Origin of the sequence: Marisediminicola antarctica (assembly GCF_009930795.1) — a bacterium.
Lineage (GTDB): Bacteria > Actinomycetota > Actinomycetes > Actinomycetales > Microbacteriaceae > Marisediminicola > Marisediminicola antarctica.
This window is the reverse complement of the sequence record NZ_CP017146.1, coordinates 777,890-793,566: the sequence shown is the minus strand read 5'-3', so window position 1 is coordinate 793,566 and position 15,677 is coordinate 777,890. Positions and strand designations below refer to the sequence as shown.

The 15,677-nt window shown below is 60.9% G+C and carries 17 protein-coding genes and 1 pseudogene; 6 read left to right on the top strand and 12 right to left on the bottom strand.

The window, feature by feature from the left end:
• Nucleotides 1–75: 75 nt before the first annotated feature.
• Together BHD05_RS03735 and BHD05_RS03730 are read right to left on the bottom strand one after the other, a co-directional pair.
• Nucleotides 76–609 carry a hypothetical protein gene (locus BHD05_RS03735; protein ID WP_161885243.1) on the bottom strand — a complete coding sequence of 178 codons (534 nt, stop codon included), beginning with the start codon at nucleotides 607–609 and terminating at the stop codon, nucleotides 76–78.
• Between the two features lie 885 nt (nucleotides 610–1,494).
• On the bottom strand, nucleotides 1,495–2,037 hold the full coding sequence (locus tag BHD05_RS03730; protein ID WP_161885242.1) for a hypothetical protein: 543 nt from the start codon (nucleotides 2,035–2,037) through the stop codon (nucleotides 1,495–1,497).
• A gap of 744 nt (nucleotides 2,038–2,781) precedes the next feature.
• Here BHD05_RS03730 and BHD05_RS03725 point away from each other — a divergent pair.
• Nucleotides 2,782–2,991, top strand: a complete 210-nt coding sequence (locus BHD05_RS03725; protein WP_161885241.1) for a hypothetical protein — start codon at nucleotides 2,782–2,784, stop codon at nucleotides 2,989–2,991.
• 506 nt (nucleotides 2,992–3,497) lie between these two features.
• Here BHD05_RS03725 and BHD05_RS03720 read toward each other — a convergent pair.
• Together BHD05_RS03720 and BHD05_RS03715 are read right to left on the bottom strand one after the other, a co-directional pair.
• Nucleotides 3,498–3,956: a hypothetical protein gene (locus tag BHD05_RS03720; RefSeq protein ID WP_161885240.1), complete on the bottom strand. Its 459-nt coding sequence runs from the start codon at nucleotides 3,954–3,956 to the stop codon at nucleotides 3,498–3,500.
• Nucleotides 3,957–4,369: 413 nt separating this feature from the next.
• Nucleotides 4,370–5,404 carry a linear amide C-N hydrolase gene (locus BHD05_RS03715; RefSeq protein ID WP_161885239.1) on the bottom strand — a complete coding sequence of 345 codons (1,035 nt, stop codon included), beginning with the start codon at nucleotides 5,402–5,404 and terminating at the stop codon, nucleotides 4,370–4,372.
• Nucleotides 5,405–5,743: 339 nt separating this feature from the next.
• Between BHD05_RS03715 and BHD05_RS03710 the strand changes: the two genes are divergently transcribed.
• A complete protein-coding gene (locus tag BHD05_RS03710; protein ID WP_161885238.1) occupies nucleotides 5,744–6,229 on the top strand; it encodes an SMI1/KNR4 family protein in 486 nt (161 codons plus the stop codon).
• Between the two features lie 159 nt (nucleotides 6,230–6,388).
• Here BHD05_RS03710 and BHD05_RS03705 read toward each other — a convergent pair whose 3' ends face one another.
• A complete protein-coding gene (locus tag BHD05_RS03705; RefSeq protein ID WP_161885237.1) occupies nucleotides 6,389–6,943 on the bottom strand; it encodes a hypothetical protein in 555 nt (184 codons plus the stop codon).
• A 164-nt stretch (nucleotides 6,944–7,107) separates the two neighbouring features.
• Here BHD05_RS03705 and BHD05_RS03700 point away from each other — a divergent pair, with 164 nt between their 5' ends.
• A complete protein-coding gene (locus tag BHD05_RS03700; protein ID WP_161885236.1) occupies nucleotides 7,108–7,533 on the top strand; it encodes a hypothetical protein in 426 nt (141 codons plus the stop codon).
• A gap of 120 nt (nucleotides 7,534–7,653) precedes the next feature.
• On the opposite strand, the gene BHD05_RS03695 is transcribed toward BHD05_RS03700, so the two are convergent.
• The gene (locus BHD05_RS03695; protein ID WP_161885235.1) at nucleotides 7,654–8,088 is read right to left on the bottom strand and encodes a hypothetical protein; all 435 of its coding nucleotides are present in this window, start codon (nucleotides 8,086–8,088) and stop codon (nucleotides 7,654–7,656) included.
• 251 nt (nucleotides 8,089–8,339) lie between these two features.
• Between BHD05_RS03695 and BHD05_RS03690 the strand changes: the two genes are divergently transcribed.
• From BHD05_RS03690 to BHD05_RS03680, 3 genes are all read left to right on the top strand, one after another.
• Nucleotides 8,340–8,921, top strand: coding sequence for a recombinase family protein (locus tag BHD05_RS03690; protein ID WP_161885234.1), 582 nt, complete (start codon nucleotides 8,340–8,342; stop codon nucleotides 8,919–8,921).
• A gap of 135 nt (nucleotides 8,922–9,056) precedes the next feature.
• Nucleotides 9,057–9,320 carry a hypothetical protein gene (locus tag BHD05_RS03685; protein ID WP_161885233.1) on the top strand — a complete coding sequence of 88 codons (264 nt, stop codon included), beginning with the start codon at nucleotides 9,057–9,059 and terminating at the stop codon, nucleotides 9,318–9,320.
• 619 nt (nucleotides 9,321–9,939) lie between these two features.
• Complete coding sequence (locus tag BHD05_RS03680; RefSeq protein ID WP_161885232.1) at nucleotides 9,940–10,266, top strand: hypothetical protein; 327 nt, start codon at nucleotides 9,940–9,942, stop codon at nucleotides 10,264–10,266.
• A gap of 192 nt (nucleotides 10,267–10,458) precedes the next feature.
• Here BHD05_RS03680 and BHD05_RS03675 read toward each other — a convergent pair whose 3' ends face one another.
• The 6 genes and pseudogenes from BHD05_RS03675 to BHD05_RS03650 all read right to left on the bottom strand — a co-directional run bounded on the left by BHD05_RS03675 (nucleotide 10,459) and on the right by BHD05_RS03650 (nucleotide 15,403).
• Complete coding sequence (locus BHD05_RS03675) at nucleotides 10,459–11,025, bottom strand: hypothetical protein (RefSeq protein ID WP_161885231.1); 567 nt, start codon at nucleotides 11,023–11,025, stop codon at nucleotides 10,459–10,461.
• A gap of 503 nt (nucleotides 11,026–11,528) precedes the next feature.
• Complete coding sequence (locus BHD05_RS16100) at nucleotides 11,529–12,128, bottom strand: ATP-binding cassette domain-containing protein (protein WP_161885230.1); 600 nt, start codon at nucleotides 12,126–12,128, stop codon at nucleotides 11,529–11,531.
• On the bottom strand, nucleotides 12,119–13,090 hold the full coding sequence (locus BHD05_RS03665; protein ID WP_161885229.1) for a peptidoglycan-binding domain-containing protein: 972 nt from the start codon (nucleotides 13,088–13,090) through the stop codon (nucleotides 12,119–12,121). Before BHD05_RS03665 ends, BHD05_RS16100 begins: the two co-directional genes overlap by 10 nt.
• A 71-nt stretch (nucleotides 13,091–13,161) precedes the next feature.
• Complete coding sequence (locus BHD05_RS03660; RefSeq protein WP_161885228.1) at nucleotides 13,162–13,692, bottom strand: hypothetical protein; 531 nt, start codon at nucleotides 13,690–13,692, stop codon at nucleotides 13,162–13,164.
• A 63-nt stretch (nucleotides 13,693–13,755) separates the two neighbouring features.
• Complete coding sequence (locus tag BHD05_RS03655) at nucleotides 13,756–14,091, bottom strand: hypothetical protein (RefSeq protein WP_161885227.1); 336 nt, start codon at nucleotides 14,089–14,091, stop codon at nucleotides 13,756–13,758.
• A 113-nt stretch (nucleotides 14,092–14,204) separates the two neighbouring features.
• Nucleotides 14,205–15,403: pseudogene (locus BHD05_RS03650) on the bottom strand (IS110 family RNA-guided transposase).
• Nucleotides 15,404–15,677 lie beyond the last annotated feature (274 nt).

Genomic DNA, 15,677 nt, shown 5'->3' with positions numbered 1-15,677 from the left:
GGCGCGCCCCCTATTCCGTCACTGCGATCTGTCAGGTGTGATGCACGACCAAAATCCCGCTGGGTAGGGATCGGGCTAGGAAACTCTGGACGTCTGGAAGCGCCATTCTTGCTGGGGAGCGTTATAGGACGTCGAGTTCTGGAGGACAAGCGTGCAGGCACTGTTTTCGAGGTAACGCTTTGTCGTTCCGCTGTACTTGGCCGTGCCAATCGCGAGACGTCCCACGTTCCACGTTGCCGGTACAGTCCATGATCCCGAGTTCGTAGTGGTGCCGGTTTTGCTGGCGCCTATGGTGACTCCAACGTCCGCCTTAACGGACGCCACCACGTTGCTTACCGTGATTCCGGTAGTAGCGGTAATGCTTCCGCTGACGGTGAAGCTGGTGGAGGTGCTGATTCCGAGCGTCACGCCGGGGCCCCCGGAAACGGAACTGTTGGGTTGGGAAGCTTGAACGAACGGTCCGCCAGTTGTGGTGGACTTGAAAACGATTCTGCTTCCCGAACACAAGCCTTGTGGGCTTGCATTTCCTGGATCAGCGGCCATTGCCGATGTGGTTCCCCCAAGGACCATCAGAGTGGCGATGATCGCAGTTGCTAGTGTTTTCTTCATTTCCCCTTTTTCTTACTGGACTGGTAGAGCTACCAGCCAGAAGGTAATGTCCTCAGGAATGTCTATCGAGACGGTCAGAGGACCATCTCCGGGTGAAAGCGGGATGCTGCCACTATTGGAGAAGTGAGTGGAACACGGCCCTGAGTAGAAGGTGCTCTCGGTAACCGTGAAGGTGCTCGATGGTTCGCAGGATACAAAGTACTTAAGTCCGGTCACGGACTCGTCGGGTCGTTCGATCTCGAACTCCCTTGGTCCGGTTCCTTTTTCGTGGATGACGGGCGAGAGCTCGCCCTCGACATAATCGGTTGAGTCCGGGTCTTTGAGATCGTCCAGCGGGTCAATGGGTTCCGCCCTGGACCCAGCAGGATCGGCGGGGCCGGAAGGCGCTGCCGACCCTGCCGGGGAGGAAGGATTCGCCGTGACGGGGTTCGTCACACAACCGCTGAGAGCGAGACCACTCATCACCACCAGTGTCGAGATGACTAGGAGGTCGGCACGGCGAGATCGTTTCGACGTGTTCGACTTTCGCACGACTAGGTAGATGCTTCGGTTATCGCGTGACATTCGGAGACCCAACTAAAGTTTGGCGTAAAAGCAAATTCAGCAGGCTGCCCTAATTCGCTGAGACAGACTCTCGGCCAAATGTGAGTAATGAGCAAGTCAGCACTTGGGAGGACATGAGCTGTACCCTTTTGCACCGTTGGTCCTCACTGTCTTAGTTGCTCGATTCGGTGGCGCGTTGGGCACTGTCCGTGCCCGCAAGCCGGTCCATCACCGGGTGGCATTTGGGTCGCTTGCGAAAGAGCGTTGGCGGCCAGATTTCGCCCGGGAGGGGCGCCCGTAAGCGGAACGCTTTCCGGGCATGACATCGATGCGCTCGCGCGTTCAGCCGTCGAATACCTCACCACTCGCGAAGACCGCACCTTCAGGCATCAGCTCGACGAGGGCCGCCGGGCAGTCATCAAACGTGACCCGATCCACGGACGGCATCACTCTTGTGGAGAAGGCGGCTTCCATCCGGTAGCACGTGAATACCTGGCTTGGGCCGTCGTGGTGCTGACCGTCATCGGTTGGAACATCAGGTCGAGGACCCGAAGCGATGAATACCGAAACCTCGGCCGCAGAATCCGTCGAAGAGAGGTCGTAGAGGACCACACCGCCCTCCGGAAGCTCGAGATCGGATGCTGATGCAACCGAACTGTTCCATCGCTCGCCCTGGAGGGAGTCGAGGTAGCCAACCGGTTCGTTTACTGGCGGCTGGTAGAGGCTCCGGCTCAATGGGTCCTCGAAAGAGTCGATCTGTCTCCACAGAGTGCCATCGATCCCGCTGTCGTAACCGCGGTACTCGGTGCGGCAACCGGTGAGGGAGAGCGCAATCCCGGCCAACACCAAGAGAGCACCCCACTTGCGCCTGCGGGTCAGTATCACTCTGCAAGCTCCCCACAATCTATTCTCATCCAATTCCTCGCGACGTCCGCGAAAACGCTCCTCGTCGTTACTGCTGAGTGCCGCCCTATATGGTCCACGCCGCGTCAAACGGCAACAGGGCCTCAATGGTGACGACCCGCAAGCCCTCGGCGGTCGAGACCAGCACCCTGACGCCTGGGTAGTAACGTGGCCGCCCGCGAAGGTCTTGATGCCGGAGACGATGATGGAACGACGCCGGTGCTCTGGTAGCCGCTATAGGGGTAGATGCAAGCGCTTGTCGCGTTGTGTCACGGGCCCACAGGTGTGACCGAGAAGGCCGAGATACCAGAGGCATGCGTTGCGATGGCCGCTATACCCTGACCGGCGTCGTTCATGAGCACCGAGACACGGTGTGCAGGGCCAGCGGTAGCGATCACGGACGCGACCTTGGAGGCATTTTGGGTCTTGCTCGCTTCCTGAAGCTGGGTGAGGGTCACTGAACTCTCGCCCACAGCTGATCCACCAGTGCCCGCCGATTCCAGAGCTGCGGAGCCGGCAAAACTTGGTGCGGCGGATCCCAGCACGAGAGCGACGGCTAATACACTCGACGCGGCCATGGATTTGATTTTCAATTTTCCCCCAAATGGTTGCTGGTCCAAAACCGACCTACAGCCGGACGCTATCAGTTCGCCACTCCTACCAGTGTCTAGAAACACGAGTTACCCGAGGGGCTTCGGTTCCATGCCGGCACTACACGCGTTCGCGATGATCAGTTCCAACGGGTTCGCGGCGACGAGCTCGGTGGCTTCGACTGCGATTTCGGCGCTAGAGGCGGAGCGTGCCCAGCTGTTCGGCGACGCGAGCAGCACGTCGCGCGGCATGGGTGTCGCCAACTACGCAGACTCGATCGTGACCGTTTCGGGAACCCTGAGCGGAGCACGGTGCAACCGGCAGTTCATTCCGGCGCACACCTAGCGTGCGCTTCAGGATTCAAACATCCCTGACCGGGCGATGCACTTCAGCTGCGATCAAGAACTGCACTTCGGCAGTGCTCAATGCCGCTTGCTAACCCGATCGATCGATGTGAGTGTAGTAAGCAAACCATTCGGGGAAGAGAAACATGAAGCGTTGGATCATCGCTGCGGCCAGCACACTCGGTTTGAGCATTGCCGCGCTTGTGGGGGTCGTCGCCTACACGGCGATCGGCAGGGCTCGTGGTGAAAACTGGAGCAGCCTAAACGGCCCTGAACCAGTGTGGCCCGCGGTCGTCGGCTTTGGAGCGATGTACGTCATCCCGATAAGCGCACTCCTACTAGTCGTCCTCGTCGTCAGTGCCATCGTGCGCGCATATATGCCCAGATCGGCTGACCGTACCTAACGCTCAGCGGGAATGTCAGTGAGCCAGTCGAGCGGTGCTCCCATGTCGAGATTGCATCGCTCGTCAACTCGCGTTTTCCATTTGCCCGACACCCGGGAGACTCCTACGCACCCCCACGCGGATCTTGGTAGGGCAGCTTCCGCGTCTGGAGCACCTTTACGGCGCCGAAAACTGCAGTTGGCAATGATGCGAACAATACGAGGCCGCCGGTCCACATAGCTTGGGGCAGCGACAGGAGGGAGAGGACCACGCCGAGTGCAACGACAGCGACAACCAGCAGCGGCGGCGCCCAGAGAAGAACAATAAGTTGAGCTGAGTGACCACGGGTGAAGCCCCTTGTGGCATCCTCAAGAGCTGCCCAGAGCACTGACGCTGGTACAACCAAGCCCACGATGATCAGCACAAACACGAAGACGAAGTCACCAGTTGTGGTGGCTCCCGTCATGAACCACCACGTAATCGCAAAGCCGGCCAGAAGGAATGGAACGAGTGCAACCAGCAACCCATTGTCGTAGACCAACGCACCTGGCTTCCTCGGCGCTGGGTCATCATCCCAATCCACGGCTCACCCTTTCGTTATGGTCACTAATGTGACAGACGCAGCGGGGCGGGGCAATGGCCGTCTTCCGCAGTAATTGTCGGCGAGTGATTGAAGCCGAGCCGAAGTGGGATCGATGAATTCCGTTCGCTCCATACTCTGAGGGCCGTTGGGCTCGTTCGGTGCAGGCAGATCAGACCGATCGACCCTTCTTGATCTAGAGGATGACCAGGTCGCGTGCTTCAGCAGAACCCTTTTGTGTGCGCCTCGGTTCGCCGAGCTGCGCCGGGAATGACAGCGCCCGCAAGGGGGACCCTCACCGGACGGCATTTCAGGTGCTCGCGAAAGAGTGATCGAGGCTGGATTTCGACGTTGTCGAGGTGCCCGCAGGGGAACCTCAATGGGAATTGCTGCCGGGCGCGCGAGCAGGTTCCCGGTTAGACGAGATCGCGAACGGACTGGATGCGTGCCGGGTCGTCGAACACTGCGATCGAGGCGGCATCAAGGTCGACGCGAGAGAGATCGATGCGTCGCACCGCGCGGTCGTGCATGGTGTGGAAGTAGACCGAACGGTTGGTCAGATCGCTGACCACGGTGATCTGTGTGGCGCTGACAATGTCGGTCGCTTGTGTTGATGAATCGGCAGTCATGCCGACCGGGATCGAAAAACTATCGAGGAGCCGGAATGCTTCGAACACGGCATCCAATGCTGTGGGCAAGGGCCTCGCACTAGCGGTAAGAGCGATAGCTCGCACGAAACGGGATGGAGGCGTAAAGTCGCCGGGCAAGCCCAAGAGACCCGAACCGCCTCCGAGTGGCGTCAGCGTCACACCGCCGATCGTAACGCCTGCAGCGGGAGCCTGGCTGAGGCCGAGATTGTTGCGCAGATTGGTAACGTGCCAATCGTAGGTGGGCGAGTTGGTGATCACCCCGGCTATCGGGTTGTGAATGTGCAGCTCACCGTCGCCGATGAACTCGAACACTCGGCTGGAACCCGTCCGGTCGGCGATCTTCCAGTGGAACGGCAGTGGGGCGCCGCCGAACCGGGGATCGTCGACGCGCACCACCATCGGTGCGTCGGGTCGTGCGAGGGCAGCAAGCACCTCGTCAACTGTTGAGGCGGTCGAGAGCATCCACCGCATGAAGTCGCCTACCGACAGCGTGCGGTGCACCTCGGCCGGATCGAATTCGCGATGCGAAGCGAATCCGGGAAAGTAGTACATGCCGACATAGAGGCCGTTTTCGTTGAGGCCGTCGGGGCCGTAATCCTGCCCGTACGCGGTGATCGACGTATACCCGTACTTCCCTGTCCACTGCATACCGTTCGCTCCCTGCGGGGTAAGCGCGGTGAACCGAGTGTGTCGCGGCACAACGATGATCCGATCGTGGTGAGCGTCGCTGAGCGCCCATTCAACGGTTCGTCCGACAATCACGGAGCTGTCTGTCGCTGTCAAAGAGATGCCGGTGCACATGCCGAGATCGTATCGCGGATGCCCACGGGGGCGGCGACATCCCCCTGTGTCAGCAATGCGCCCTGACAAATTTCAGGTGATAGCAGCCACGGTGCCTCACCTTCCCGCAAACGGGACGATCAGCGGCGCAGTTCGACAGCGGAAGCGACCGACTCGCCGCGGAGCTCGAGTTGTGTCACCAGGGAAGGTCGGCTGATACTGTCAGCTTCATGTCAGAGGTCAACATCAACAGACAAATGACCGCGCTTGTCGGCTGAATCTGTCGTCGATGCGTTGGACCGATGGTCAGCGCTAGCGCTGTCACTCGGAGCTGGAAGCCTTCAGGGATTCCGCCCCGGGTTGACCCAGGTTGGGCTCGACGAGATCGAACGCAAGTACCAGCTCCCGCTGCCAGCCGATGTCCGCGCACTGTGGGGTTGGCACGACGGCGCAGACAGAACAGCCAACTCCGGCTTCGGGGATTTGTTTCCGCAACTGACGTCAGCGATCGATTGGGCAGCCCTTACTCTGCGGATCCGCCGAGACGGAGATGCTGACGATATCTGGGGCGCGGATCGGGAACCGTCCGCGGCCACCAGATGGGTGACGTTGAAAGGCGGCCAAACGTCGACGGAGATAGATGTGACAGACCCAGCACGCGGGGACTGCCTGGTGTTCATCCAAGATCCGACATCGCCATTGGACGGCTTCCCAAGGTTCACGCTCACCGAGTCGATCGAAGGCTGGATCCTCGCCGTTGAGATCGGCTATTGGTACGTGGAAGATGGCCGCTGGCAATACCGCCCTGAGAATTACCCATCGACGCCCGACCGCTGGCGAATGTGACCGCGTCTGCCAGTTGCTTACGCAGGTGCTAAATGGGGCTCTGCTCATCGTCCGATCACCGAGTGGCGTGCAGCGTTGCGGCGCCAAGGTCGACTGTTACTCCCTCCCCGTAGGTGGCCCACAAGACGAACCCTCGGCGGAGCTTTGAAGCAATTATGGCTATGCGGCGCCCGGGGCGATTTGGCTCGCGGCGGCCGGAGTCACTTCCGCGGTTGATATTTGTCGAAGAAGTCGGCGGATCTCGGGTAGCCACCGCAGGTTGTAATACACCGTCCACGCGATGATTCCAGTCCAGAACACGACTACACAGAGCCAGAAAGCGTGATCAGCGGTCGATCTGGGGGTCATGATGGAAACGACAGCGAGCAGAATCTGGAGCGCACCAGCAACGAGGCTCCACCAATTTCTCACCGCCCGCGTCTCCCTTTTCACGAGAAGCGGCACCCACACCTCTCGGGGGACACTCAAAGGGATTTCGCCTCCGCGAATCCACTCGTCCGTCATCACGACAGACGCCCGCCCACCGAGGCGTTTCCACTCCCAATATTGAACGAAGACGCCAGCAGCCGCGGCTGTGAACCCGACGAGAACAATCGCCAGTGGACCCAGACTCTTGGTGAGCGAGACGACGTAAACGGCAACGACCGCGAAGAGAACGGCGGCCCCGGCGAGTTGCAGGATCCCTCGTAAATCAATCCGTCGTTGGGTCCCCATCACCCCAGCGTACGACCACGCCCCTGCCAACAGTCCAGGCACGAATCGTTCGGGACCGCCGCCCGCAAGCCGAACGTGGAGCGGGCACATATAAGGAATTACGCGGGCTCTAGGAATCTCCGCTCCATGTGAGGCGGCTACGTGCCATCTTGTAGCCTCAAGGCATGAAGCCTCCTCGCGTCCTCGCTCTTGCCGGATTCGCAACTGTGTCCGCAGTGGTCTTGAGCGGGTGCTCCGTCGACACGCTAATTTGGGGGAACGACGGTGCTCAGGTTATCCAAGCTACGGAGAACCTCATCAAAGACCTCGCTTCTGGCGGAACATCCGACCTCGTCTGCGAAGACGCCGAAGCCGACCTCGGCACGGCAAATGATTGGGAAGGCCGCTCCGCAGGCGAGCCGGAACGGTTCGTCGCTGAGTACTGGGGTGAACAAGTACCACTCGATCCGCAGTGGAGCATCAACCTAGAGCGTCTTCCCGAGGGGGCGACTCCAGGCGATGCGTTTCCCGGTGATGTCTTCTATCGAGAAACGGATGACGGTCTCTGCGTGATCGATATCGTCTGGTCGACACTCATCGATGCCGGCTGACGCAGACCAATTCCCGTTCGCACCTGTGAATATTGGTGAGGAGTAGCGGTACCGTATCGCCGCCCGTAGGCCGAACCCTAGGTGAACGGTTGTTAAATCGTCGCCGTGTCGGTCGCCTGCTCACTCACCCTGGCGAAACTGCGGCAATACAACGGCGATGTCGTAAACCTCGATCTCGAGCAGACGTACCAACTCGTCACCCGTCGTCAGCCAGAAGCCCTTGTTCTCCTGGGTATCCCAGCCGTCGAACGGGTCGAAATGCTGCTGCCAGAAACGGGACCACTCGTTGAGGCGTTGACCTATCTGCAGTGAGATGCCGTAGTCATCTGGCTCCATCACGTACTTGTCAGTGAAGCTCTCCCACAGTGGGTAGTTGTGCCCCCAGTCCACAAAGAACCGAATGCGGTGCAGCTCACCATTGCGCTCTTTCCGAGCATGTTCGATCGCGCGCTCGTCTGTGATGTCGGGCGGCACAAGTACTTCCAGCTGCGTCATGGGGTCGACGACGCGGCGAGCCTCGCTGGCGCTCTGATTCGGAGACGGCCTCTCTGTCATCTCCTCAGGCTAAGTCGACCAAATGGACAAGAGCAAACCGTCCGCAGATGTCTCCGACGCACGTGGGCCATCGGATAGTCGTGGTTTCGCAAGATCAAGGTGCCCGTAAGACAGACCCTCACCGGACGGCAAATGGGTTTTTCCTGAGGGGCGCATTGTCGGGGTTTGCAGCCTCGGACGGGTGCCCGGTTGGGTGCCGCTTACGGGACCTTTCTTGACCTCTGGCTCAGCCGACGAGCAGCGTTTCAGTTATGAATGAATTCCTGATTGGATACGCACGCGTGTCTACGAACGAGCAAGATCTCACCGCCCAACGAAACGCCCTGGAAGCCCTCGGCGTTAGATCGAACCTGATCTACACCGACCATGGACTCACCGGCACCAACCGGGCACGCCCGGGTCTCCGCGAAGCCCTCGCCGCTTGTCGGAACGGCGACACCCTCGTGGTCGCCAAACTCGACCGACTAGCCCGTTCGCTTCGGGATGCGAAAGACATCATCGACGAACTGACCGTCAAGGGTGTCAAACTCAGCATCGGCGGATCCGTGCACGACCCGACTGATCCGGTCGGGCGTCTGCTGTTCAACGTTCTGGCGATGGTGGCAGAGTTCGAATCCGACCTCATCCGCGCCCGAACACGCGAAGGGATGCAGGTGGCCAAAGCGAAGGGCCATTTGCGCGGCAAGCAACCGAAGTTATCGACGGCCCAGCAACGCCACCTGATGGAAGTTCATCGGGCGGGGACGCATTCCACGAGCGAGCTTGCCGAGCTGTTCAACGTTGCTCGCTCCACCGTGTACCGAACCATTCAACGACAGTCCGTCGACCGCTGAAAGATACACTCACCGGCTCCCGTTGCCGAGCTAAGCAACGCAGCAACGGGACAGCCGAACCCGCGCTGGATTGTGACCGTGAACTAAATTCGCAACATCGCGGCTCACCAGGCACGTCTATTCAACCGGAAATTGGTGACCGCTCCCCAGCGCCTTGGACCCGAAGTGGTACCGCTGCTCGCGCACCTGACCCAGAAAGACACGCCCAGAGAGTTCGGCGTCTACAACGCACTCGCGGTCATGGCTTACCTGATTGAATCCATCCATCAGGACGGCGACTGGGCAGCGCGAGCAGCGATCCACCTTCGAGGCTTTCCATCCACCGAGTACATCGAAGCGGGTTCAACGGGTATCGCCTTGGGCTGGCTCGAGGAACAGCTTTGGATCAGGCGCAGCTGACTAGATCTCCCCACCGCCCGGTAGCGGAACCCCCTGCGAGACGCCCGGACCGTCAACACTTGCCGGCGTCTACGCCATTCTCGGCCGCAAACGCTGCCAGTGCCCGCCGGTATCGCCTCATTTTGACAACCCCAACGACGATCAGCACTCCCGCGATAACGAAGAACAAGGCCCCTCGCGTCGGCTCTGCGCCTACTAGCAATTGGGCGATTGCAAGCAGGCCCCAAAAACCGCCGAACAGGGTCCACACAATAGCGGACGTGCGGATACGCTCTAGTGCCATTCTCTGCTGAATAGGCGAGGACATGGCAAGACTGTACACCGGCCACTTACGCAGCGATGTCCACCGCGCAGGATTTCATGAACTGCGAACGCATCGTCGGAAATCGAACTACTCGCAAGGGGAACCACGAGCGGGCACTTGTAGGAACTATTGCCAGGTCGTGCGAATGAGTGCTCCCGTGACGGTCGGCAGTGGCATGCTCAACAAATGAGTTCTGCGCCTTCGAAGCGATCCATTCGCGCCCAAATCCGCCACGCAGTGGACCCCGATGGAAAAATGCTGCCCCTCCTAGACGCTCTTGGAGAGAGCCCGGCGCCGCCCAGCTGGATGGCCGCTGTGAGTAGCGACCTGGACGCGCAGTGGGATGCTTTGGCCGCGCACGGTGTGGGGATGGAGGAATTGATGCAGAAGATTGAGGATGCGCTGACTGAGATCGTCCCGCGAGGCTGGGCAGTATTCAATATGCAATCTGAGGTTATTGCGCAGGCGGTCGGACTGGTCAAGACTGACCGCGGTGGCGAAGCTGACGAGTTGTTGGCTGACCAGTGGGAGACGAGCACCTACCGCACGAAGAGGGTCTGCGACCGTGTGTCTTCGATGGGGGCCGCAGAAACCACGTACAACGCGATGTTCCTTCATAGGGCCCGACTTCTCCGTCGGTGAAAAGTCGATTTCTAATGCTTGCTAGGTGGTATCGGGCGTCAACACCCTCTTCCGCGTTGACGACATAAACCATCCCTGCTTGGTCTCCATCACCGAGCAGGACCTCATCGCCCAACGCGATGCGCTGATCGAGCTCAGGGTCGAAGGACGCACCGATGACGAGCTCTACGTGTATGACGTGGAGACCATCGATCAGCGGTCGAGGAAGAACTGGAAGAAGCGCTTCGAGCGGATCGAAGCAAGCCCGCCGAAGATGCCAACCATGACCGCGGTAGCTCCTGTGGCGACCGTGAAGCCGGCCGATAGCCAGACGAACACGGCGTCACCGCCTTCGAGTGGCCTCGCTATGAGGAATGCTGCGGCGAGAGCCAGGGCGCCTGCAGGAACTGCCCACGAGATGCACTCCAGCATTAGTTGGCCCGCGAGGTCGCGAATTCGAACCCCGACATGCAGAGCAGAAGCGATCTCGAGTCGGCGGAGACGTACCGCCACCACTCCGACCAGACCAGCGATGACTGTGCTGAACAGCGGAAGCAGACGAGTGACCCGATTGGCCAACTCGAGCTCCTGGTCCAGGCTCTCGCCCATCGACGTGTTCAACTGCCGGATCCGAACCTCGGGGGGTGCGTCGAGCGGAGTCCTAACGGCAAACGTGGCGAGCGAGGCGAGGTCGTCTCTTTGGGGCCAGACGTCGACCCAGCATTCGTCGAATAGGCCCGTCGCGGGCACTTCGATCACGGCCGTGTAGGCCAGGCTCATCGATCGACCGTCGTCGGGGTAGTCAAAGTACCCGGCGTACTGGACTTTCGTGGAAGGGTCAATCAGTGACGAACCCGCCAGTTCTCCAACGGACTGCTCAAGTTGCCCGGACAGCCATATCCCCGCTCCTTCATCGGAGGGGTGAGTTGTGAAGAACCGCGCGAAACCGGGAGTTGCCTCATACAGGGCGGGCGGCGAAGAGGGCAGTGCTGCCAGGCGAAGCGGCTCAGCGCTTTGCCGAAGAGCGACCGCGCCCCGCACCCGCTCCAAGGATGCGAGAGCTTCACATTGTGCACCGTCGATCGCCCCAATGCTCTCGACGATGAGGACGGAGCCTCCACGGTCCTGAAACATCTGCGCTGAGCGACCTATCGACGAGACGGTCACTGCGTCGAACACTGTGGCGGACCCCAAGACCACTGCCAGAACTGCTGCCCACCAGACACCACGGGTCGTGCCTGAAGCGAGGTTCCGCCAGGCTTCCCGGAGAAGTGCGTCCAGCCTCATGCGAGCCCTAGCTGTACTCGGGTGTGGCATTGGGCAGCCAGTCGGGCGTCGTGCGTGGCAACAACCACGATCGAGTGTGCTTGAGCGACTTCGTGTACGACGTCGATGACCGTTTGAGCGTTGCTGGAATCGAGTTGGGCGGTCGGCTCATCGATCAGCAGAAGATCGGGTTGCGTTGCGACAGCCCGTGCCAGCATGAGCCGTTGCGCTTGCCCTCCCGAGAGCTGCCGGAACTCCCGATGGGCAACGTCGTGCAATCCGAAACGGTCCAGAAGTTGCTGCGCAGAAGCGTCAGCTTCGTTCGGGGCCCGCGATTGTGCCAGTAGCGGTAGTGTCACATGATCGACCGCTGATCGTCGGGGGGTGCCGACCGGGTTCTGAAACACCCACGCAGTGGTGCGGATCCCTGCGCTGGTTACGGTGCCCTGCGTTGGCATTGCCGCCCCGGCCAGGAGCATGAGTAGGGTGCTCTTTCCCGAGCCCGATGGTCCGGTGAAAGCCGTGATAGTCCCTGGGGTGAGTGTGAGGTTGACGTGCTCAAAGAGCGGGGCGCCACGGGGGTACTGAAACCCAACATCGACAAGATTTAGCCGCACGGCACTTGTGCGTTTCCGGGTACGTCAACTTCTTCCGGAAGATCCGCGCCCGTAGGGCGGACGAGAGTGCTGCCAAGTAGTGATGCAAGGATTTCTACAGTGAAAGACTCGCCACCGCTTGTGATGCAGGCCGCGGAGCCGGCGATGTTCGTCAGCGACGAGGGCGGGACAGCTACCACTTCGATCGGCTCGGCAAGTCGATAGGTTGCGCCGAGGGGTATCGGCTCGGCGGATGCGGCGGTCGCCGTCACGGCCGGGTCCGACCGTATTTTGTCTAGCACCGTGGGGTCCAAGATTTGGCCGTCGTCCGTCACGGGGGCGGTGACGGTGCCAAACTGCACGATCCGGCCACCCGGAACAAGTCCTTCCGGAACGCTGCTGAGCCGCACAACGGTGAGAATTGGAGGGCGCTCGAGCACGGGGGCGCCCTGGGGAACGGTCAGACCAAGGCCTGCGGTGCAGGACGCTATTCCTATCTCGGGCGACGGCGCCCACATGACCAGTTCGCGGTTGAGTTGCCCTAGGCGTTCGACACCTACGCTTGCGTAGAGGTCCGAGAGAGCCTCCCTGGTTGCGAAATCAAAAACGCCGGTTGTGTCCGTGGCGAAGCCCAGACTTGAAAGGCTTCGCTGCAGAGCGTCGACGTCTGCTCCTCGCTCTCCACCGAATAGATCCCGCCAGAGTGGGACTTCTGTGTACAGCAGCAACCGGGGTGTCCCATCGATTGCTAGTGGCGCCGTCCCGGAAGTCCAGGATCCGCCCGTCGTGCAGTCGAAGCTGGTGATGATGCCTGCCGCACTGGCCCGAATCGGTTCGGACTGCGTTCGATCCAGGGTGAGACTCACCGAGCGCGGATCATCGAAAGCTTCAGGGACTACGGCAAGCGATGAAGCTGCGTCATTCACCTCTTCCTCATTCGGCTCCGTGGCATCGACCCAGGCGAGGGTGGCCACTACTGACATGGCAATCGTTCCTGCCGCCACAAGGATCAAGGGCGCCGCAGCGAATCTACGGCTTCCACGTTCGCTCGAGGTCACTGAGAAGGATCCAAGCGGCAGGCGGTCACTTCGGGGGAGTCGAGAGTGACCGTGCCCGATGCCGGGAGTCCAGGCTCAAGCGCAAGGTACGCTTCCGCGTCGAACTCCTGCCCCACCACACCGGATCGCACGAGGCACTCAGCCATCAATGCGAAAAAGTCCTCGTTCGCGGGATTAGTGGTTATCGACACGTACATCACGGCGATGCCGTCCATGAACTCTTGGTAGCAATCAGCTTCAATGGCTTCGGCAGTCGATGATGTGGGCATTGAGAATCCGTAGAAGGAACCCTCCGGGACCTTTGCCGCGTCGATGCCTTGATCCTGCATGCAACTGACGTATCGGTTGGTGGCTTCTTCGTACTCGGCGGGTGTTATGACCAGGTCTTCGAGAACTTGAGTTGGGAATTCGGCTGTTACGGTCCGCTGAAGCTCGCGGAGTTGTGGCTTCCAAGCTTCGCTGATCGCGAGGGGCTCATCTTGTGGGGCGACGCACCCGGCCAGCAACAGCGCGATGGAAGCTGCCATCAGCGCCAACCTCTGGCCGGGTACTCGCTTTTGAGACTTCATGAGGCTCAAAGAATACTGTTCCTACGCGGGCGACCAGCCGGTCCACGTGCTCGACGGCTTGACGTTCTTGTAGTGCTGGATGAGGGTGCCGTTTGAGGCCGAGACGTAGGACTCAACCGAGTTCTCAGATCCGTAGTAGCTCAAGGGGCCGCCGTTGCTGTATCGGTCGATGCGAGCTCGAACTGCATAGCAGCCGCTCCCCGAGTCCCGCACGGTGGTCGACGTCGCCGACGTGAGTGTCGTGTGGCCACAGGGGGTCGAGTACACCGTGGCGTTAGCCGACATCGGGGTCAGGACTAGCCCGGCGACCAAACCCGCCATTGCGAGCCCGCCGAGGAGTTTCTGCTTTCTCTTCACTTTGTACCTCCATTGGTAAGAGACGACGCCCTTGCTATGCTGCCGATCCCTCAAAATCTAGTCGCGGCGCACTGCTTGGTCTACCCCCAGCACGGGGGGCCCCAATGTTTTTGTCAAGCCGCGAGTTGATGGTCGGTTTGATAGGGGGTGCCGTCGCGGAGCATGGCGTAGAGGACGTCGCAGCGTCGTCGGGCGAGGGCGATGAGGGCTTGGTTGTGGCGCTTGCCCTGGGCGATCTTGCGGTCGTAGTAGGCCCACGAGACCGGGTCGCGGAGGGCGGCGAAGGCCGAGAGGAATAGCGCCCGTTTGAGGATCTTGTTGCCTCGCCGGGAGGGATGTTCGCCGCGGATGGAGCTGCCGGAGCGCCTGGTCACGGGGGCCAGGCCAGCGTAGGCGGCGAGGTGGCCAGCGGTTGCGAAGTCCTTCCCGGAGATCTCGGTGAGGAGTCTGGCTGCGGTCCTGATCCCGACTCCGGGCATGCTGATCAGGACGGGGTGAAGAGGGTGAGCCTCCACGAGCCGCTCGACTTCGACGGCGATCTCGTCCCGTTGCCGGCGGAGCGCGGCGAGCTGTTCGGCGAGCTTGGGGAGCGCGGTGCTGGCGGCGTTGGTGCCGACCACGACCACGGTCTGCTCGCCCAGGGCAGTGGTGATCTGCTCGGCAAGGCGGCGGCCCATCCGGGGAGCGAGCTTGACCAGGCGGTTGCCGAGCCGAACGGTGCCGGCTGTTTTCATCGCGGCCGGTGAAGGGTATTTCTGCAGCAGGTCCAGCACCGCCGGATGGTCCAAGTGCGGGCCGAGGACTCGCTCCAACGCGGGGTGGATCTGGGTCAAGAGCCCGCGGATGCGGTTGCTCGTGCCGGTGATCTGGCCGACGACGTCATCGTCGAAGCCGCAGAGCATCGAGAGTTCCGCAACCTGCTGGTCGGCGAGCTGCAGTGACCGCAAAGCATGCGGGAGGCTCCTCGCGGCTTGGGCGATGATCGCGGCATCGCGGGCGTCGGTCTTGGCTTCGCCCGCGTGCAGGTCCGCGATGCGCCTCATTGCCAGCCCTGGCAGGTAGCCCACGAGCACGTCTTCAGCCTGGGCGACGGCGATCGGCAGGGCGCCGATGGTCGCGGGCTGATCGACGACGAACAAGACCTGGCCGTGTCGTTTCAACTGCTCGATCAGCTCGCGGAGCTTCGCTTCGTCATTGGGCAGTGCCTTGTCGAAGAGTGCTTGCCGCCCCGGTCGAGGGCGACCGCGTGGTGTTCTCCTTTGCCGACGTCCACGCCGATGAAGACGTCGACGCTGTCGTAGTTCTCGATCATGAATCCTCCGTCTCAGGTTCCACAAGTCGGCCTGAACCGCGGCATCAAGTCTCGGCATCCACGTTACGAACGGGCCTGGGACGAGTCCCGGTCCAGCCCCTATCAGCGATCACCTGATGCCAGTCAGGCCCGGTGACAACACCCCCCGGATCATGGGCGACTGGGGGCAAGAACCATGCCGGGCCTGACAGGCCAACACCCTCACATAACTACACGATCAACCACGAATGGGACGAGTGCAAGTCGTCGTAATAGATAAAAGTGGCGACACGTC